The organism is Epilithonimonas bovis DSM 19482 (assembly GCF_900108115.1).
Taxonomy (GTDB): domain Bacteria; phylum Bacteroidota; class Bacteroidia; order Flavobacteriales; family Weeksellaceae; genus Epilithonimonas; species Epilithonimonas bovis.
Genome location: NZ_FTPU01000002.1, coordinates 1 through 19,245, shown reverse-complemented (window position 1 = coordinate 19,245; position 19,245 = coordinate 1). Strand labels below are relative to the sequence as shown.

Sequence of the window (19,245 nt, the reverse complement as noted above, 5' to 3'; positions counted from 1 at the left end):
TTGAACAGACTATTACAGAGGCGAAATTTCAAGAAAGCATTAAAATTGATAGATGCAATTTACGTATTATTATTGGCAATAATTTAAGTGTTTTCCCGCAGTAATTCTTCCAATAATAAATCAAGGTTTACCGATGCAAAAGACGATGCATAGTCACTCATGGCATAGGGGATGATGAGTTCATTGTTGTGGACGATTGCCCCGCATGTGTAAACTACATTTGGGACATAACCGGAACGTTCATTTTCGTCGGGTAATAAAGTGGTTCTTTAAATCTTCCTATAACTTTTGTAGGATCTTTCAAATTGGAATTGCAACTTAAAATAGGAGACTTTTTTATGCTGCCAATCTTTCTTTATCCAGCAGCATCTCTTCGATCTGCTTGGGGGTTTTACACCCCAGTGCAGAATGTGTTCTTTTGGTATTATAAAATCCCTCAATATATCCAAAAACCTCTAATTTAGCCGCCTGCTGATCCATGAATTTCCTCTGATAAACCATTTCCGCCTTTAACGTCTTGAAAAAGCTCTCAGCCACTGCATTGTCCCAACAATTCGCCTTCCTGCTAATGCTTTGAAGTATCTTGTTTTCTACAATTACCTCGCTGAATTCATCGCAGGCATATTGGATCCCTCTATCCGAATGGAAAATAAGCCCACCTTTGACACCCCGGTTTACAATACCCATTTTGATGGCTTCTACAGAAGTGTTTTTAGCAGTCATATCGGTACTCAAAGACCATCCGATGACTTTTCTGTCCTCAAGATCGATGACTGTTGTTAGATAGAGCCAACCTTTGCCAGTATGGATGTAAGTGATGTCTCCAACCCATTTTTGCGAGAGGGAATCCGCTGAAAAATCTCTTTGGAGGAGATTTTCAGCTATCCCATAACTATGGCTATACCAATACGGTAGCCCGTGAAGTTGCCAGCTCTGGTGTTACGGTTAATGCGATCTGTCCTGGAATCGTAGGGACAGGTATGTGGAGAGGTGAAGACGGAAGGGCAAACAGAACCAAACTGGAAGGCGAAACTGAAGAGCAATCTTGGGAAAGAAACAAAAAGTTTTACATACCTCAAGGCGTAGAGCAAACACCTGAAGACATTGCCGATGGTGTACTATATCTTGCAGGTGCCAAACATTTAACAGGACAGGCACTTGCTGTTGACGGTGGTACAACCTTATAGATTTCAATAACTTAAACAGGCAATAGGAATATTCAACGATATCCCTATTGTTTTTGGTCATCAAAAAATGAGAATAGCCATAATAAGTGAATTATTATGCATAATTTAATAAAAATTACAGTTAATTATACATTTTTAGCAGTTACCTGAGCAATCTATTGTCCAATCATCCGCATCATTTTCATGTACTGCAATTTTACTGATGATCTCGTCTGCTTCGGTGTCCGTGTAGGTCCCGTAACCATTCACAAATACACCTTTAGCCCCATCACTCTTATTGTGCATAGCGTAAAGGATGGCTTCATCATCCGGATCGTTCTGCCCGGTAAAACGGTAGATCTTATCAATGACCAGATCATTGATGTTGATGCAATGTTTGTCCGGCGTATAGGATGCGGAAACCTCCAATAGGTTGAAGTCTTCGGTATAGCCCCGCTGTCTGAGGATCTCCATAACTTCCGATAAAGTTTTCTCTGTTGTGATCATATCTGTTCGTTTTAAATTATTTGCGTTTTTTCAGCTATTCTTTTGACCGTTTTTAACGGCAGCAATTCTTTTACCTGTGCCAACCCCTTATCAACGATAAGTGCACAGTGTTCGCTTTCCACATCTTCCAAGGGTAGATAGATGATCCCAATTTTATTATCAGTTGCCATATTCTGCCTGCTTTAATTTACAATACAAAATTGGCTATAATTAGTTTTAACAAACAGTGTGGTCATAAAGTATTTAGTAACAAATTCGGGATTTCTTAATTAGTTTAACCATTTTATAAAATGGTTAAACTATACAAATATAATTAACTAGATAATACATCTGTTCACAGTTCAATCGGTTAAACTTTTTTTACCCCAAACTAGACGGTGAGTATACAGTACTGGGCGGACAAGTAATTTGATGAAAAATGGTGAAGAAAATAGAACAAATCCATTATTATTTGCAGTATATCTTCAACAAAAAAATAGCTGTAAAAACTATTCCACACATTATTGCGAATGAAGCTCCGAGCCAACAGATGGTTAGCCTATAGATGTCTCAAACTTATTTGGGAATTGGTACAGTAATGGTATTAAGAGGGGATTTCTTAAATAACAAAATGAGTTATACTAACAAATATTCGCATGCGTTCGAAGTCGTTAGCAGCATCCTGAATTTGGAGTGCATGAATTGGATTGATTTGCTGTTAATTTGTAAAGGTTTTTGTTTTGTTTTTCAGAAGGAATTCCGCAAGTATCCTGAGCCAAGCAAGCAGTCGCTTTATTTTTCAGTACAAATGTATTTCCATTGAAATCCAAATCGTATTTACCAATAGTATCGCTTTGATATTCCACTTCTATCTCCGCATCTTCAATTCCTAATTTATTTTCTGAAAGTTTAATTATACTTAATAGTTTTCCTGGTTTCAACCTGTGCTCATAATCATTGGCATTCCACAATTGAAAGTTGACTACTTTTTCCTTACGGATTACTCCGCCACAATCAATAAAATTTTTGATTATTTGTATTTAAAGGTAACTAAACTTCAAAATTGATACATTAGCATTATTAGTAATTATTGTTCGATAATTTGATTTTACAAAAGGTTTTAAAAAAAAGTATCTGCTAGTATTTGTTTTTTAATATTTATTAAGTGATGATACTTGAGCAAGTTTATTCAAATCTTCTATAAATGTGTTCGAAAAATGAACCTCCGGGGTCACTTTTTTAAGGCAAATCAATATTTATGATTTGCCTTTTTTATTGAGGTTAAAATTACGAAAAAAGGCTGTCTCACTTTGGAAACAGCCTCTTTTTGTAATATCATATTGTAATTACTCAACAATAAACTTGGTATTCAGTTCTCCTGTTTTTAGGATATACACGCCTTTTGGCAAGTTTTTAAGAATAATAGTATTCCCGTTTTGAAAAGGGTTTTCTACCGTTTGTACGTTTTGGCCGGTCATGTTGTAGATCATAGCCTTATTGAATTGTTTAAGATTATTCCCGCTGACGGTAATTGTATTTCCTTTCACTGGATTAGGTGCAATGCTAAGGTTTTTTGAAAATGAAGCATCATCCACGGCTAAAGGTGATTTGCCCCAAATTGATTCTATCCATTCCGGATGGTCGATGTATGGGTTTCTGTTTCCTTGAAACGTATAGGCTGCATTATTTCTGTCTATTTCTTTTTGAGAAACAGGATCCTGTTCGCTCCATTTCAAAAGAATATTAAGATACCAGGTCTGCAAACCTTGTCCGGTTGTCCCATTAAATGGTGAAAAACTGCCATTTGTAATAGTGGAAAATGAAGGTAATTGTGATTCATATCTTGTGATAAAATAAAGAGTCATCCTCGCCAGATCCCCTTTGAATTCATTAATAGGTTCAAAGACGGTACCATTATAACCGGGAACTTTGCTTGGGCCAATCTTAGTACCATTACTAAATAACATTGTAGACGTAGAAACTTCTCCATACGGCATATTTTCCCGACTTTTGTTGACATAATAGTCTGTAGGGATTACAAAATGTACGTCATGAGACATTGGGACCGCATTGATTCCGCCAAAGTAAACTTTAGGCAAAGAGTGCTCTCTGTTATAACAGAATCCTTCATTGTTTTGGTTAGCACTTCCACATTGATTACCGCCAACCGAAGTTTGACCCCATTTGTATTCATAGGCATCATTGCTTACACCCGATGCATTGGCAGCCGGATTTTCAGAATACATATCCAGGATGGTTCCGTCGTTTTCATAATATTTGTCAATATCCGTGGTTTTATATGCAAGCCATAAACCACCTGTACCACTTCCATAACCCATGTCTTTATGCCCGTTTGTAATAATTTGGGACAGTTTTGACTTCAAATCATAACCAGTAAGATTAGAGGTTCCGTCGTAGTAACCGTTTGGTATTTGCGCATTTACAATACTTGCAAGTGTTACAAATAATAAAATAATTTTGTTTTTCATTACTGAATAAAATTAGAGTGCAAAATTACTTCATAAAAGCGTTGATTATGAGATATTAATAAATTTTAAGTAAAATTTAAGATGTGTTAATAATAAGTACTTCTTTCTCACAGAATAGTCTAATTGCTTTCTGTTAAGTATTTTTTATTAACCTTAGAAAAGAGCCATGCGATTGTAACACCGAAAAACAGGGCGATAGCCGATACAATAAAATAATTAAGTAATTCTATCCTCACCGGGAAAGGCAAACTTTCGCTGGCTTTGAAAAGTCCAGTACGTATCTGGAGGAAGCATACTGCAGATCCAATAATAAGACCGCAGAATATACCCAGTAAAACAATCAGTATACCCGTGAAAAAGTAGATAAAACGCAGATTGGTCAGGTTAAAACCTAAGGCAATAAGAGATTTAGCCTGATCTTTTTTGTCCAGTTGCAATATGGTGATAGCGCCGGCCAGATTAAAAGTGGTGATAAAAATAACCAAACCGAAGATCAGATAAATCATGAGTTTCTCTGTATTGATCATTTTCCAGAAAGCGGCATTTTCTTCAGATTTTGTATTAATAATGATAGTTTTGCCCAGGCTCTGATAGAGGTTGTTTTTTACCAGATCTGCTTTTGCAGGATTTTTTAATTTGATAACAATCTCATAACAAGCGGTTTTTGGCAATCCCAGAAGCTGCTGTGCAAGTTCCAGTGGCGCAATGATGTAGTTGTCAAGCTGCTCGTTGCCGGGAAAAATACCACTTACATAGATGTTTTTTTTATTAAAAATATCAGTTTCCTGCTGGATAATGCCTTTGCCTGGTTTGGGCATGAGAATGGTTGCAAAATCCTGGCTTGAGTTCACTGGCAATGCGAGCCTGTTGTCCAGGCCGTTCTCCATAATCACCTCATTACTGTATTTGAAATCAGGGTATTTACCGTAAAAGATATTCTCGTTGATCGGATTCACGCTCGTGTAGGCGGAATCTACAGCGCGCAGATAGGCAATCTCGCCATTGTCTTTGTAACCCAGATAGACTTTCTCTTCTATCAGTTTAGAAAAATGAAGGATATCAGGATTGTTCTTTAGCGTTTTATCAATTTTACCAATGTCTGCCAGCACTTTTCCAGAACTGCTGCGGATGGTAAGATCTGCGTGCAGATTGGCAATCATTTCCTTATTAAGTTCCTCCAGCCCCGAGAAAACTGAAATAATGATGAACATGGCGGCTACCGCAGCTATCATAGCAAAAGCGGCCAGCCAGGTAATAAAAGTGACGGCCGTACTGCCTTTTTTGGCAATCAGGTAACGGGATGCTATGTAAAAAGCATTTTTCAAGGGCTGGATTAATTACAGGATTGGATTATCACCTTCGCCTTTCAGCTCGCGCTCTATGCGTTCTACATCATCCAGACTTGTGTCTAAATAGAAAACAAGTTGTGGGATAATGCGCACCTGTTTAGACATTTTTTGTCCCAGATAATTGCGGTAAAACGAATTATTTTCATTAATCTCCTTCATTATCGGTTGGCGCAATTCTGCAGGAAAAATACTCAGGTATATCTTGGCGATTCCCAAATCGGGTGTTACTTTAACATCTGAGACTGATACCAGAAAACTGTTTTTTTGGCTCTCTGATGCCTGCTTGCGGAAGATCTCCGCCATATCTTCCTGAATAATCTGTGCTACTTTTCTTTGTCTGTTACTTTCCATAAGTTTTGCAAATTTAGTGTTTTTGTTTTGATTTTTATCGTAGGCTTTACATTTATAAGGCCTTTGCGGTATTGTTAAAGACTATTTGACTAATTAATCCTGTTTTTAAGAAAATTTTACCTTTACAAAGACCGATTGAAATAGATATGTTTCGTAAATTTGGGACGCATTAATTGATTTCCTTCAGAAGAAATCTAATTTAAAAATTATATTTGTAATGACAACAAAATACGAGCAAATCCCCAATTCACTTTTCGTGAAAAACAGGAAAAAATTTGCAGAACAGCTTTTACCAAAATCCTTAGCGGTTTTTAACTCCAACGATATTTATCCTATCAGTGCAGATTCCACGATCCCATTTCAACAGCACCGTGATATTTTTTATCTAAGTGGTGTAGATCAGGAGGAAAGTGTGCTTGTTATCTTCCCTGATGCTTATCTGGAGGAGAACCGGGAGATTTTGTTCCTGAGAGAAACCAACGAGCATATCGCAGTTTGGGAAGGGGAGAAGCTTTCCAAAGATCAGGCTTGCCAGGTTTCCGGAATCAAAACAGTTTATTGGCTAAGCGATTTTGACAAAGTTTTTAATGCGTTGATGTATGAGGCGGAGAACGTTTACCTCAACAAAAATGAGCATTACAGAAACTCTGTGGAAACCGAAACCCGCGAAGACCGTTTTATCAAAAAAGTTCAGGCCGATTTCCCGATGCATACTTATAAAAGAAGCAATCCTATTTTGCAACGTTTGAGAAGCATCAAGGAGCCCGAAGAATTAGCACTCATTCAGACCGCCTGCAATATTACGGAAAAAGGGATCAGAAGACTGTTAAAGTTCGTAAAACCCAATGTCTGGGAATATGAGATAGAGGCAGAACTGATTCATGAGTTTCTGATGAACCGAAGCCAGGGCTTTGCTTACACGCCAATTATTGCCAGCGGAAAAAATGCCAATGTGCTGCATTATATTGCTAATAATCAGCAATGTAAAGAAGGTGAAGTCATATTGCTGGATGTAGGAGCAGAATATGCAAATTATTCCAGTGATCTTTCCAGGACCATTCCCGTAAGCGGAACATATACTGAAAGACAGAAGGAAGTTTACAATTCGGTACTCAGATGCAAAAGAGAGGCGGAAGACCGCTTGGTTGCAGGAAATAACTGGTATCAATTCCATAAAGATATGGGTGATGTTTACACCGCAGAATTATTGCAGTTGGGTCTAATTGATAAAGCGGATGTACAGAACCAGGATCCAAAATGGCCGGCTTACAAAAAGTATATGATGCACGGGACTTCCCACCACATGGGACTGGACACGCATGATTACGGAATCTTAACAGATGATTTTGTAGAGAATATGATCTTTACAGATGAACCGGGTTTTTATATCCCGGAAGAAGGTTTTGGTGTGAGGATTGAAGATGATTATGTTATTCAGAAAGCGGGTAAACCGTTTAACCTCATGGGGAATATCCCAATAGAAGCTGATGAAATTGAGGATCTAATGAATTCTTAATTTTAGCTTTCAGAGGACATTACTTAATTACATATTTATAAAATCAGTTTGCCTCATTGCTTTTATAGGTTAATCAGTTTCCTAATTAAGGATCTGCAATCCAAATAAATCTGAAAGTATAGTATGTAAAACAAAGGTTCTGACCTTAGATAGTTTATAAAAAATCCCAATCATTTTACTGATTGGGATTTTTTATGTCAAATGAAAATTTTCAGTTTTATTTTCTGAAGAACTCCATCAGATCCATATAGTTTTTTTGATTAACGCCATGCCCGTTCATATATTCCCGAAATGAGAAATAAGCACTCAGGTCATAAAGGATCTCAGCAGCTTTGCGGCCCCAGTCCAGCGGTACCACGGCATCGTCTGTACCGTGCGAAATAAAGAACCGCAGATGTTCCAGTTTCTTCTTATCTTTTACAATGTTTCTCAACATCTTCTCTTCCGGATAAGAACTGAGGATGGCAACTTTTGAGAAAAGCTCGGGATATTGCAGTGCCAAAGCATAGCTAATCATCCCACCCTGGCTGAACCCAACCAGGTGAGTAGGGTTGTTGGTAAGACCATAGCGGTTGCTGACTGCCATTATATTTTCGATAACGGTTTTTACAGCTTCATTGGCTTCGGCCTCATCAATAAAATTATTTGGATTATTAAAATCGATGTCAAACCAGGCATACCCGCCATAGTTGGAATTTTTAGGAGCCCGGAAACTTATGACCAGCCATTCTTCCGGCAGCGTCTGCACAAAGCTAAAAAGATCTTCCTCATTACTGCCATAGCCGTGCAGCATAAAAAGGACAGGCGTTTCCGCTGTGATGTGTTCCGGTTCTCTTACAAGATATTGTAAATCCATTTTTTTATATAATTACGATTGAATAATTACAAATTACTGCGTAATTCGTGATTGATAATCCGTCATTTAGATTATTGAAACAATAAAGTAGTTTTTCTTACCCTTTTGCAGAAGCAAAAATTTCCCGTCGATCAAATCATTTTCGGAAACTGTAAAATCTTCGCTAACTTTTGTTTTATTCACCGAGATCGCATTACCTGTCAGTTCTCTTTTAGCTTCGCCCTTAGATTTTAGAAAACCTGTTTTTTCGGAAATAAGATCAATAATAGGGCTTCCCAAAACCTCTGCTTTTGGTAATTCTTTTTGAGGCACACCATCAAAAATCTGAAGGAATAATTCCTCATCAAGGCTTACAAGATCTTCTGCCGTAGACTGTCCAAAAAGGATTTGCGATGCTTTTAACGCTTTCTCATATTCTGCATGCCCATGTACCCAAACGGTCACTTCCTCAGCCAGTTTTTTCTGAAGCTTTCTCTCGTGTGCGGCCAGTTTATGCTCTTCTATTAATGCATTAATTTCATCTTGTGATAAAAAAGTATAAAACTTAATGAACCTTTCTGCATCATCGTCGGTGGCGTTGAGCCAAAACTGATAAAATTTGTAAGGTGATGTTTTCTTGGCATCCAGCCAATAGTTTTCACCGCTTTCAGACTTCCCAAATTTAGAACCATCCGCTTTTGTGATAAGAGGAACCGTCAAAGCATAAGCTTCGCCCTGTGCTTTTCTTCTAATTAATTCGGTCCCGGTTGTAATATTGCCCCATTGGTCAGAACCACCCATCTGTAGTTTGACCCCTTCATTCTGGTAAAGATGAAGGTAATCATAGCCCTGAAGCAACTGGTAAGTAAATTCTGTAAAACTCATCCCGTCTACGCCGGAATCCCCGGAGAAACGTTTTTTTACAGAATCTTTGGCCATCATATAATTGACAGTAATGTGCTTGCCGATATTTTTTGCAAAATCAAGGAAGGTAAAATCCTTCATCCAGTCATAATTGTTGACAAGAACCGCTTTGTTATCACCATCACCATCAAATTGAAGGAATCGAGACAATTGGTTTTTAAGACAATCCACATAATAGAGCAGCGTTTTCTCGTCCAAAAGATTACGCTCGGCAGATTTGCCGGAAGGATCTCCTATCATGCCTGTTGCGCCGCCCACCAGTGCAATCGGCTGATGGCCGTGCTGCTGGAAGTGAGCCAGGATCTTAATCTGGATGAGACTCCCGATATGCAAAGAATCTGCAGTGGGATCAAACCCAATGTAAGCTTTGGTCATCTCTTTATCCAGTTGATCTTCCGTACCCGGCGTCATGTCAGAAAAAAGTCCGCGCCATTTTAGCTCTTCTATAAATGCATTCATTGTCTTAAAATTTGTGTGCAAATATAGGAATTACAACGCAAAATATGATGAGCGGCTGCAGCTTAATCCAGTTTGACAAGCAATCTGTCGCAGACGGTTTTGCTGAGTGTCTCTACCTGGTTATTATACCGTACCTGCATAGACTGGTCAAAATCCTCTTTTCCCAAAACAGTAATGCTGGTACCAAGAATCAGTTGCCTTTTGTTCAAAAAGTTGAGAAAATCTTCAGAAGAAGTGGTTACAGAACTTAGTTTTACCAGATCATTGGCTTTGCACTGGCTTAGTTTCTTAAGGTCTGGTTGCACCACATGGCCGTCTTTATCCGGTATCGGCTCACCATGCGGATCCACCTTGGGGTAATTAAGAATCTCATCCATTTTATCAAAAAATATCTCAGAATGGATATGCTCAAGCTGCTCGGCGATCTCATGCACGTTTTCCCATCCAAAACCCATTTTCTGTACCAGGAACATCTCAGTCAGCCGATGCTTTCTCACGATTAATGAGGCCTCTTTTTTACCGGTTTCGGTAAGTCTTACCGGCTTATAAGATTCATAGATGACCCATTTTTTTTCTGCAAACTTTTTGATCATACTGTTTACAGAAGGCATTTTGATATTCAGGTGGCGGCTGAGATCGTTAACGGTAACCTCGTCATGCTCGCCAGCCAGGTGATAAAGTGCTTTAAGGTAATTTTCTTCGGTTAAAGAATTCATAGCCCAAAGATAAGTAAAAGTTAGATTTTATAATATTTTGATCTAACAATTTTTTGGGCGTGCCCCTTTATCCCGAATCACGCTTTTATTGTAAAACCAAGCTCCTAGCGGGCTAAGCGGGTCGGTCTACGGGCAGTCGCTGTTTTTGTTTTTATGGCGGTTGTTTTTCATTTTTTGCTTTCAAATAAAACAAAAACGATCTCCAACAATGCCCTTCGCCCTCACGCAAAATGCGTAACTTTGAGGCTTGAAAAAAAATAGAGACTGATGAAGAAGTATTCCTTCAAAAATGATTATGCCGAGGGTTGCCATCCTAATATTTTAGCAGCATTATCTCAAACCAACCTGGTGCAACAAAACGGGTACGGCGAGGATGAATATTCTGCTGAGGCTAAGCGCTTGATTCAGAAAAAGATCAATAATGTTGATGCCAGTGTTTATTTTGTAAGTGGCGGGACACAGGCTAATCTGTTGGTGATTTCTTCGGTCTTGCGGCCGTACGAGAGTGTAATCGCTGCCGAAACAGGCCATATTTTTACCAACGAAACAGGCGCTATAGAAGCAACTGGGCATAAGATCCACAGTGTACCCACTGCAGATGGCAAACTGACACCAGCTCATATTCAGTCAGTTTTAGATAACCATGCCAACAAACCTCATCAGCTAAAGCAAAAGCTGGTATACATCTCCAATTCTACGGAAATAGGGACTATCTACAGCAGGAAGGAACTGCAGGAATTATCAGATTACTGTAAAGATCATCAGCTATACCTCTTTATGGATGGTGCCAGATTGGGCCATGCATTGACGAGTGAAGCCAATGACATGAGCCTGGAAGATGTGTCTGCACTCACCGATATTTTTTATTTGGGCGGTACAAAAAACGGCGCGCTTTTAGGCGAAGCTATTGCTATTAATAATCCAAAACTTCAGTATGATTTTGATTATAACATCAAACAAAAAGGTGCTCTGCTGGCAAAGGGCAGGATACTGGGAATCCAGTTTCTGGAATTAATGAAGGATGACCTCTATTTTGACCTGGCTCGTCATGCCAATACTCAGGCGATGCGTATAAAAGCAGCATTCAGGGAAAATGGAATTACATTTTTATCTGAGACGTATACCAATCAGATTTTTCCAATACTTACAAATTCCCAGATAGAGAAACTCCAACGTGATTTTGATTTTTATATATGGCAAAAAATCGATGAAACTCACTCTGCCATTCGCCTGATTACCTCGTGGTCTACCAATTCTGACAGAGTGAATGAATTGATACACCAGATTAAATCTTTGTAAGATTAATTTCTTAAAATCGGCTATAATAAAAATCCCAACTTTTAATTTTATACTTTTGGCAAAAAAATTGTCTTAGTATTTTTATAAACAGTTATTGATGAAGCATTTTCTTTTCATTGTCGCTATTTTTTTTTCCGCAACAGCATTTGGGCAATACGACAATATCAACGCAGGCGAAGTTTTGAATTACAGAATACATTATGGTTTTATAACCGCAGGTAGTGCAACCTTGGCCACCACCAAGACCTCATATAAAGGCCAACCGGCTTTTTACATTAGAGGCACTGGCAGAACAAGTGGTGCAGCTAAGGCTTTTTTTAAAGTGGATGACCTCTATGAAAGTTATGTGAACGAAAACAAGGAACCGTTATTTTACGTCAGGAATGTCTCCGAAGGCAGTTATACTCAGCATCTGCAAAGCACTTTCAATAATAACAGAAATACGCTGGTTTTAGTAGATAAAAAACATACAGATCGTCCTGCGAAGACCGTTAGAGTACCGGGTGATGTGCAGGATATGCTGTCATGTTTTTATTACCTAAGGAGCTTGCCGGCAGATCATCTGCGGGTTGGCAGTGTTATAAGAATGAATGTCTGGGTAGATGATGAGCTTTTCCCGTTTCAGTTAAAAGTGGCTGGCGTGGAAAAGATCGCTACAAAATTCGGTAAAATACAATGTCTGAAAATTATCCCGTCTGTAATAAGCGGCAGGGTTTTCAAAGAAAAAGAAGGCGTTACCATGTGGGTTTCCAATGACAGCAATAGGGTTCCTATTCTTATTAAGGCTGAACTTGCCGTTGGTTCTCTCAAAGCGAGCATAGACAGTTACAGCAATGTGAAAACTCCTTTAAGTTTTGCTAAATAAACCGGTGGATTTTAATTTTAACATGGGTTAGATTTTTTTATAATTTTCTAGCTGCGACCTAAGCATTCGTTCGTAATGCATTTGAGATAATCATACCATCAAAATAAAAATCCTCTGATAACGGTTGTTTCAGAGGATTTTTTTAACATGTAATTTAGAAATCTTTATTATCTAATTTTTATTTTTAAATAAAATATTTCCAGTTATATTAATAATGTAATTATGATGTCATCAGGATATTATTTATCTTTAGAAAATGGGTTTTAACCAATAAAACTATTTATGAACGAAAATATTTTGGGAATTATTGCAGGCGTTTTCACCTCCATATCAATGATGCCACAACTCATCAAAGTTATTAGAGAAAAAGACGTGTCTAATATTTCTTTGGGCATGTTGCTCATTCTAATCACCGGGTTGGCATTATGGGTTGTTTACGGAGTTTTAAAGACGGAATGGCCAATTATTTTGACCAATGCGCTTGCGGTTACACTTAATACGATACTTTTGATTTTCTACTTCAAATTCAAATAAAATCCGCCTGAAGCATAGATTTAAAAATTAATTTTATCAAGCCCGTCAAAATCCGGATTCATCATATATAATAGTAACAAGTATACGTCTCCAAAGTCGTATCATGTAAGATTTGTGTGATGACGGCTAAGTTCTGGGAACGCTTTTTGTTTGTGAGATTATATCATAAATCAAATCCTATTAAGAACTATGAAAAAAAATGAATTTCCGGATCAAAAGCTGGAACAGCTGACAGATCATACGACAGATAATGCTTCTCAGGCGCTTACAACAAATCAGGGGTTAAAAATTAATAATAATCAGGACTCTCTGAAAGCGGGTGAAAGAGGACCAAGTTTACTTGAAGACTTTATCTTACGCGAAAAAATCACCCATTTCGATCACGAAAGAATACCTGAAAGAATTGTCCATGCACGCGGTTCAGGTGCTCACGGCACTTTTAAACTTAATAAGAGTTTAGCCAAATATACCAAAGCTAAATTCTTAAATGAAGTAGGAAAAGAAACACCAGTGTTTGTTCGTTTTTCTACCGTGGCAGGAAGTGCGGGCAGTACAGACCTCGCAAGAGATGTAAGAGGTTTTGCAATTAAATTTTATACAGAAGAGGGTAACTATGATCTTGTTGGAAACAATATTCCTGTGTTTGTTATTCAGGATGCTATAAAGTTTCCGGATTTTATACATGCCGTTAAGCCAGAACCGGATAATCAGATTCCGCAGGCAGCCTCAGCCCATGATACATTTTGGGATTTTGTTTCTTTAATGCCTGAGAGCATGCACATGATTATGTGGGCCATGAGCGACAGGGCCATTCCGAGAAGTTACAGAATGATGGAAGGGTTTGGTGTCCATACCTTTAAATTTATTAACGAAAAAGGGAAGATGCATTTTGTAAAATTCCATTTCAAACCAAAATTAGGAGTACATTCTGTCGCCTGGGATGAAGCGACTAAAATTTCGGGAAAAGATTCGGATTTTCACAGGAGAGATCTTTGGGAAGCTATTGAAAATGGCGCATTTCCGGAATGGGATTTTGGCGTGCAGATTATTCCCGAAGAAGATGAGCATAAATTCGACTTTGACCTGTTAGATCCAACTAAGCTGGTTCCTGAGGAGGAAGTACCAGTGGAATTAGTAGGAACTTTAACACTGAACAGAAATCCTGATAACTTTTTCGCAGAAACAGAACAAATTGCCTTCCACCCCGGTCACTTGGTACCAGGAATTGACTTTACCAATGATCCACTGCTACAAGGCAGATTATTTTCGTACACCGATACGCAACTATCAAGATTGGGATCACCCAATTTCCATGAGATACCAATAAACCGTTCCATCAATACCGTTCATAATAATCAGCGCGACGGACATATGCGCCAGCAGATTGTCAAAGGAAAAGTTAGCTACGAACCTAATAGTATTGGTGGTGGTTGTCCGTTTCAGGCGATGCTAAAAGACGGAGGATTTGCCTCTCAGGAAGAAAGAGTAGACGGCAGAAAGATCCGGGCGAGAAGTCAAAGTTTCGTGGATCATTATTCTCAGGCAAAACTTTTTTATAACAGCCAGTCCGAACCGGAAAAAACACATCTTCAAAATGCATTGATTTTTGAATTATCAAAAGTGACAATCCCGGCGATCCGTGAGAGAGTTGTAGGACAATTGAATTTTATCAATAAAGAACTGGCAGCGTTGGTCGCTAAGAAGGTTGGGGTAGATGTCACTAAACTGAAACAACCCAACGGAAGTATTCCTGCGGATGCCGACCCGAAAACTCTACAAAGCCCGGAAAAGGAGCCTTCCACTACAAGCTCTGATGCTTTAAGTATGAAAAATACAGTTAAGGATACTATAAAAAGCCGTGTTATTGGCTTCATACTGGAAAACGGTGTAGACGGTAAGGATACAAGCAATTTGAGATCAAAGTTGGAAAGGGAAGGCGCCGTAGTACAGATTATTGCTGGAAGTCTGGCACCGGTAACAGCTGATGACGGAACTGTTTTTGAACCTAAACATTCTCTGACAAGCACGGCAAGCGTTTGTTTTGATGCATTATATATTGCGAGCGGTAAAAAATCTGCAGACAATTTATTAAATGAAGATAATAGACCTGGCACTCTGCTCTTTGTAAACGAGGCGTATAAACATTGTAAGGCGATCTATTTCGGGAAACAAACGGATGAAATTTATAATTTAAGCAATGTTAAAAATAAAAAGCATGAGGATCCTGCGATTATTACTGCGGACAAAAAAGACTCAGGCAACGCATTCATCAAAGCGGTAGCCAATCACCGTGTTTGGGAACTTGAAAAAGAGAGAAATAATCCAGCCTAAATATTATCAGCAATTTTAAATTTAAGACAAAAAGATCGGGAATCCGGTCTTTTTTTGTTTATTCATCGTTAATGGACAATCATTTGCTTATTATAAAAGGTATAAAATTAACGTAACAAATTGTTATCGTAATTCTTAGAAAATAAAATTTTGAAAAAAAAGTACGGAACATATAGCAGAGCCAAATTGTCAGAATTGGTAAAATCTTCAAAACGCATATGTGCAATATCTCTGGAGGAAGCCGCGATAACAGATTCTGTCAAATCGTTTCCTAAAAAAACTTTAGTTAATCTAAAGTCACATCATATTTTAACGGCAAGTATACCTAAGGAATATGGTGGTCATAATTTAGGGTTAATATCTGGTACGAATCAGGCAATGTTGACGATTCTAAAAAATATTGGAAAAGGGAACCTTGTGATGGGTAGGATTCTGGAAGGGCATATCAATGCACAACTATTAATCAATCAGTATGGTTCTGAGAAGCAAAAGAGACTGTTTGCAAAAGATGCATTTGATGGCAGGCTTTTTGGCGTCTGGAATACACAAGCTGACGACGGTACTTTTCTCTCAAATACTGGAGAATCTACTTATCAATTAAGCGGATCGAAAACGTTTGCAACCGGAGCCGGCTACGTTACCAGGCCTATTGTAACTGCATCCACCAAAAAAGGTGCTTGGCAAATGTGTATTGTACCCCTTGATAAAGCTTCTGTAAAAATTAATTCAAGCTGGTGGGATCCTATGGGAATGAAATCAAGCAGGAGTTTTAAAATATCTTTCTCGAAAACTGTAATTTCAAAAATTAATTGGCTTGGTAAAGCAGGCGAATATTATCAGCAGCCATACTTCGGTGGTGGCGCAGTAAGATTTGCTGCGGTGCAGCTGGGAGCTGCTGAATTGCTTTTAGATGAGACGGTAACATACCTGGCAGGTTTGAAGCGCACCCACGACCCCTTCCAAAAGATGCGGGTAGGACAAATGGCAATCGCAGTGGAGACAGGAAATCATTGGATTACCGGTGCAGCGTTACGGATGGATCAGTATATGCAGCGCCCAAATAAAAACAATGCAGAGCAGCTCATCTTTTACGCTAATATGACGCGGACTGCAATTGAACAGATCTGTACTGAAGTAATGCAGTTGTGTGTAAAATGTATTGGGGCTAGAGGCCTTAATAAACCATATCATTTTGAACGAATCATTCGTGATCTCACAACCTACTTAAGACAACCATCACCTGATGCTGTGTTAGCAGATGTTGGTAACCATGCACTTAATTCTAAAATAAAATCTTAAATCTTTATAATTAATAATATGAATCAAATAAATTTGGATAAGATTCCTGTTGCGCCTGAACAATGTGTAAAAGGATTTGGTACAACGTTAATTGTTGCCCCACACGCTGACGATGAGAGCTTGGGATGCGGTGGCATGATATCTCTCCTTCGAAAATATGACCAGGATGTTTATATTTTGTTATTAAGTGATGGGACAATGTCTCACCCGGGCAGTAAAGAATATCCGGCAGAAAATCTCCAATTGTTATTTTCTTTTACATATAATTTCCATTTTGCATTAGAAATTTTGGCTTTATCTTCTTGCCTATATGTTTTTGAAATGTTATAGTGTCCAACTTCTCCAAGTTTTAGGGCTTTTGAACCTGTGATTTGTGCGATACCTTTCTTTGCCATAACCTTTTTATTTAAAATCGCCTAAATCTTGTTTTTCGATATCATTAACAAACTCCTTAAAATTAAAAAAAGGATTGATGAATTGCATAAATTCAACGTCAGCGTTTCTCACATTGGCTTTTGTTAATTCACTTTGCTGTCCATGATTCATTACAGTAATTTTTCCTCCAGTTGCACACATGAGTTCTGAGATTTCTGTAAGACAGCTTTTGTCCATTACTTTAACTTTTTCATAAGTTTTAGCCCATTTTCCTGATGGAGCAAAAGCACAAGGATTTCCATTTTTTACAGAACAATTTCCAAATGGCATAGCAGGAGGATTGAAAATTACATCATCTTCTGTTGCAGCAAGATAATCATCTTGTCCATCAGCATCGTTCCAATAATGTTTTTTATGGCTTGTTATTTTAAAATTAGGAAACTTTGTTCCTTTATCACACATCGCTTTTCCTTTTTGGATAACAAAATGTTTATCATTATGTTTGGAATTTGACATTATTTTGTGTTTTTGTGTCTTACGAATATAAAAAAATACTTTTATAGAATAGTGAAAAAATACTGAAATTTTGATGAGTTACCTTAGTGTTGTTTTATGGTGGGGAAAATTAGCTCTTTTGCAAAATAGGGGACGGATTTGAAATGGAAAGATTTTGCAAATGTGCTAATGTGGGCTGGAAAAAAAGGTGCTGGAAAAAGAATAAATTTTGCGTTGGGAATGTAAAAATATTATCTACGAAAATAATTGGTATGAAATTATAGTAAATTATGAAAACCGTTCTCGCAGCATTGAATATAACGGTTCTCGACTATATTTAGTTGCGGACTTAAAAGCACCAAACTTTCAATTTAGTAATAACTTTAATAAATAGAACAAATGTCAAATTTAGCACAAACCCCGCAATTGAATATAGCTGATGTTGAACTAAACCTTCGGTAGCTTTCTCAGCGCTATATTTAGTTACTTTGTAAAACTAATTAAAAATCAGTAAAATGGCAACAAAAAAAAGAGTGTAGAAGAGCTTAGAGAAAACAAAATCATCAATCAGGCAAAGCGCGAAGTTCCGGGATTTGCGGAGCTTTTGCAAAGGTTTGAACGTACGGTTTCTGTATTGGGAAGAAGCCAAAGTACCTTTCAAAATTACTCCAGACACGTCGCTGCGGTGTCACTACATTTCGGAAAAATTCCTACAGAATTGGATCCCGAGCAAATTCACGATTACCTTTTTTATCTACAGAAAAAATCTAAATCTCCATCGCAATCGTATTTTAAACATACCGTTTACGGGCTTCGGTTTCTGCTAAAATCGGAAGGTTTAAGTTATGGTTTTTTGAGTCTTCCGGAAATTAAAAAAGAGAAAAAACTGCCTGTAGTTCTTAGTAAACAGGAGGTTTGGCAGATGTTGTCCGGCTGTAAACTTCTGAAACATAAAATTTTGATCAGCATTCTTTACGGCTGCGGATTGCGATGTATGGAAGTTCGAAATCTCCGTTTGTGCGACTTAGATTTTGATCGAAAACAACTCAAAGTGGTTCAGGGAAAAGGCAAAAAAGACCGCTATTTACCACTTTCCGAACATCTGATTCGTGGGCTCAAAAAGTATATCGAAGCGGAAAAACCAGAAGATTATCTCTTTGGAATGCCACGAGAAGGAAGAGCTGGCGGAGAGTTCGATTCCCGTTACTCCCAGCGCGGCGTTCAGTGGGCGGTAAAACAGGCATCAAGAGCTGCAAACATCTTGAAAGAAGTGAGTGTCCATACGCTTCGTCACAGTTTTGCGACGCATCTTCTGGAAGATGGGATGGATATTTTGAGCATCAAAAATCTCCTCGGCCACGAAAGTATTGATACGACGCTGGTTTATCTTCAAATTGCCCAGCTTTCAACCCAAAAACTCTTCTCTCCGCTCGATACCCTTTTTTCAGAATTTGGGAAGAAATGAGAGGTTTTAAAACCATAAAAAAACAGCCAACTCAACCTCAATCTCGATCTCAATATGAAGTCGCCGATGTTTTAAATATTTTAGGTTCAAAATTGGAAGATTTAGGATTAAATTCCTGGCAATTAAGAACTTTATTTGCATTAAAAAAGTGCAGAACTTCGGCTTTGGGCGGACATATCGATGCTTGCGACGAATGCGGAAATATCAGCATCAGCTACAACTCCTGCCGAAACCGTCATTGCCCGAAATGCCAAGGACGGAACCGAGAAGATTGGATACAAACACGGGAAA

20 protein-coding genes and 2 pseudogenes are annotated in these 19,245 nt (G+C 38.2%); 10 read left to right on the top strand and 12 right to left on the bottom strand.

Features of this window, described 5'->3' with window-relative positions:
• Window positions 1-336: 336 nt before the first annotated feature.
• The gene (locus B0B05_RS00905; RefSeq protein WP_084173839.1) at window positions 337-885 is read right to left on the bottom strand and encodes an IS3 family transposase; all 549 of its coding nucleotides are present in this window, start codon (window positions 883-885) and stop codon (window positions 337-339) included.
• Here B0B05_RS00905 and B0B05_RS16280 point away from each other — a divergent pair.
• Entirely contained in the window at window positions 831-1,187 is a 357-nt protein-coding gene (locus B0B05_RS16280; protein ID WP_084173838.1) for an SDR family oxidoreductase, read from the top strand. The two genes, B0B05_RS00905 and B0B05_RS16280, sit on opposite strands and share 55 nt — an antisense overlap.
• 135 nt (window positions 1,188-1,322) lie before the next feature.
• Here the strand turns inward: B0B05_RS16280 and B0B05_RS00895 are convergent, their stop codons facing one another.
• The 6 genes and pseudogenes from B0B05_RS00895 to rbfA all read right to left on the bottom strand — a co-directional run bounded on the left by B0B05_RS00895 (window position 1,323) and on the right by rbfA (window position 5,841).
• Entirely contained in the window at window positions 1,323-1,673 is a 351-nt protein-coding gene (locus tag B0B05_RS00895; RefSeq protein WP_076781566.1) for a hypothetical protein, read from the bottom strand.
• 11 nt (window positions 1,674-1,684) lie between these two features.
• Window positions 1,685-1,843 carry a hypothetical protein gene (locus tag B0B05_RS16510; protein ID WP_159435801.1) on the bottom strand — a complete coding sequence of 53 codons (159 nt, stop codon included), beginning with the start codon at window positions 1,841-1,843 and terminating at the stop codon, window positions 1,685-1,687.
• A 480-nt stretch (window positions 1,844-2,323) separates the two neighbouring features.
• Window positions 2,324-2,689: pseudogene (locus B0B05_RS00890) on the bottom strand (DUF6428 family protein); the annotation flags it as partial.
• Window positions 2,690-2,998: 309 nt separating this feature from the next.
• Window positions 2,999-4,141: an endonuclease gene (locus B0B05_RS00885; protein WP_076781562.1), complete on the bottom strand. Its 1,143-nt coding sequence runs from the start codon at window positions 4,139-4,141 to the stop codon at window positions 2,999-3,001.
• Window positions 4,142-4,260: 119 nt separating this feature from the next.
• Window positions 4,261-5,466, bottom strand: coding sequence for an ABC transporter permease (locus B0B05_RS00880; RefSeq protein ID WP_076781560.1), 1,206 nt, complete (start codon window positions 5,464-5,466; stop codon window positions 4,261-4,263).
• Window positions 5,467-5,478: 12 nt separating this feature from the next.
• Window positions 5,479-5,841, bottom strand: a complete 363-nt coding sequence (gene rbfA / locus B0B05_RS00875) for a 30S ribosome-binding factor RbfA (RefSeq protein WP_076781558.1) — start codon at window positions 5,839-5,841, stop codon at window positions 5,479-5,481.
• A 217-nt stretch (window positions 5,842-6,058) separates the two neighbouring features.
• Here rbfA and B0B05_RS00870 point away from each other — a divergent pair, with 217 nt between their 5' ends.
• A complete protein-coding gene (locus B0B05_RS00870) occupies window positions 6,059-7,357 on the top strand; it encodes an aminopeptidase P family protein (RefSeq protein WP_076781556.1) in 1,299 nt (432 codons plus the stop codon).
• Window positions 7,358-7,574: 217 nt separating this feature from the next.
• Here the strand turns inward: B0B05_RS00870 and B0B05_RS00865 are convergent, their stop codons facing one another.
• From B0B05_RS00865 to B0B05_RS00855, 3 genes are all read right to left on the bottom strand, one after another.
• On the bottom strand, window positions 7,575-8,213 hold the full coding sequence (locus B0B05_RS00865) for an alpha/beta hydrolase (protein WP_076781554.1): 639 nt from the start codon (window positions 8,211-8,213) through the stop codon (window positions 7,575-7,577).
• Between the two features lie 66 nt (window positions 8,214-8,279).
• Window positions 8,280-9,575, bottom strand: a complete 1,296-nt coding sequence (gene tyrS / locus B0B05_RS00860) for a tyrosine--tRNA ligase (RefSeq protein ID WP_076781552.1) — start codon at window positions 9,573-9,575, stop codon at window positions 8,280-8,282.
• Window positions 9,576-9,637: 62 nt separating this feature from the next.
• Window positions 9,638-10,291 (bottom strand): metal-dependent transcriptional regulator, encoded by a 654-nt coding sequence (locus tag B0B05_RS00855; protein WP_076781550.1) that lies wholly within the window; start codon window positions 10,289-10,291, stop codon window positions 9,638-9,640.
• A 267-nt stretch (window positions 10,292-10,558) separates the two neighbouring features.
• On the opposite strand from B0B05_RS00855, the gene B0B05_RS00850 reads away from it, so the two are divergent.
• The 6 genes and pseudogenes from B0B05_RS00850 to B0B05_RS17155 all read left to right on the top strand — a co-directional run.
• Window positions 10,559-11,590 (top strand): threonine aldolase family protein, encoded by a 1,032-nt coding sequence (locus tag B0B05_RS00850; RefSeq protein ID WP_076781548.1) that lies wholly within the window; start codon window positions 10,559-10,561, stop codon window positions 11,588-11,590.
• Window positions 11,591-11,687: 97 nt separating this feature from the next.
• Window positions 11,688-12,455, top strand: a complete 768-nt coding sequence (locus tag B0B05_RS00845) for a DUF3108 domain-containing protein (protein WP_076781546.1) — start codon at window positions 11,688-11,690, stop codon at window positions 12,453-12,455.
• A gap of 282 nt (window positions 12,456-12,737) precedes the next feature.
• Window positions 12,738-12,989 (top strand): SemiSWEET transporter, encoded by a 252-nt coding sequence (locus B0B05_RS00840; RefSeq protein ID WP_076781544.1) that lies wholly within the window; start codon window positions 12,738-12,740, stop codon window positions 12,987-12,989.
• A gap of 189 nt (window positions 12,990-13,178) precedes the next feature.
• Window positions 13,179-15,320, top strand: coding sequence for a catalase (locus tag B0B05_RS00835; RefSeq protein ID WP_076781542.1), 2,142 nt, complete (start codon window positions 13,179-13,181; stop codon window positions 15,318-15,320).
• Between the two features lie 150 nt (window positions 15,321-15,470).
• Window positions 15,471-16,619, top strand: a complete 1,149-nt coding sequence (locus B0B05_RS00830) for an acyl-CoA dehydrogenase family protein (RefSeq protein WP_084173837.1) — start codon at window positions 15,471-15,473, stop codon at window positions 16,617-16,619.
• 18 nt (window positions 16,620-16,637) lie between these two features.
• Window positions 16,638-16,784 (top strand): annotated as a pseudogene (locus B0B05_RS17155) (hypothetical protein); the annotation flags it as partial.
• A gap of 38 nt (window positions 16,785-16,822) precedes the next feature.
• Here the strand turns inward: B0B05_RS17155 and B0B05_RS16860 are convergent.
• Window positions 16,823-17,014: a hypothetical protein gene (locus B0B05_RS16860; protein WP_245799140.1), complete on the bottom strand. Its 192-nt coding sequence runs from the start codon at window positions 17,012-17,014 to the stop codon at window positions 16,823-16,825.
• 7 nt (window positions 17,015-17,021) lie between these two features.
• A complete protein-coding gene (locus B0B05_RS00820; RefSeq protein WP_076781536.1) occupies window positions 17,022-17,510 on the bottom strand; it encodes a DUF4280 domain-containing protein in 489 nt (162 codons plus the stop codon).
• Window positions 17,511-18,093: 583 nt separating this feature from the next.
• Here B0B05_RS00820 and B0B05_RS00815 point away from each other — a divergent pair.
• Both B0B05_RS00815 and B0B05_RS00810 read left to right on the top strand, forming a co-directional pair.
• Window positions 18,094-18,954, top strand: coding sequence for a tyrosine-type recombinase/integrase (locus B0B05_RS00815; protein WP_245799139.1), 861 nt, complete (start codon window positions 18,094-18,096; stop codon window positions 18,952-18,954).
• Window positions 18,951-19,245: transposase zinc-binding domain-containing protein (locus B0B05_RS00810; RefSeq protein ID WP_173786318.1), on the top strand; the 295-nt coding region annotated here is incomplete at its 3' end. The genes B0B05_RS00815 and B0B05_RS00810, both read left to right, overlap by 4 nt.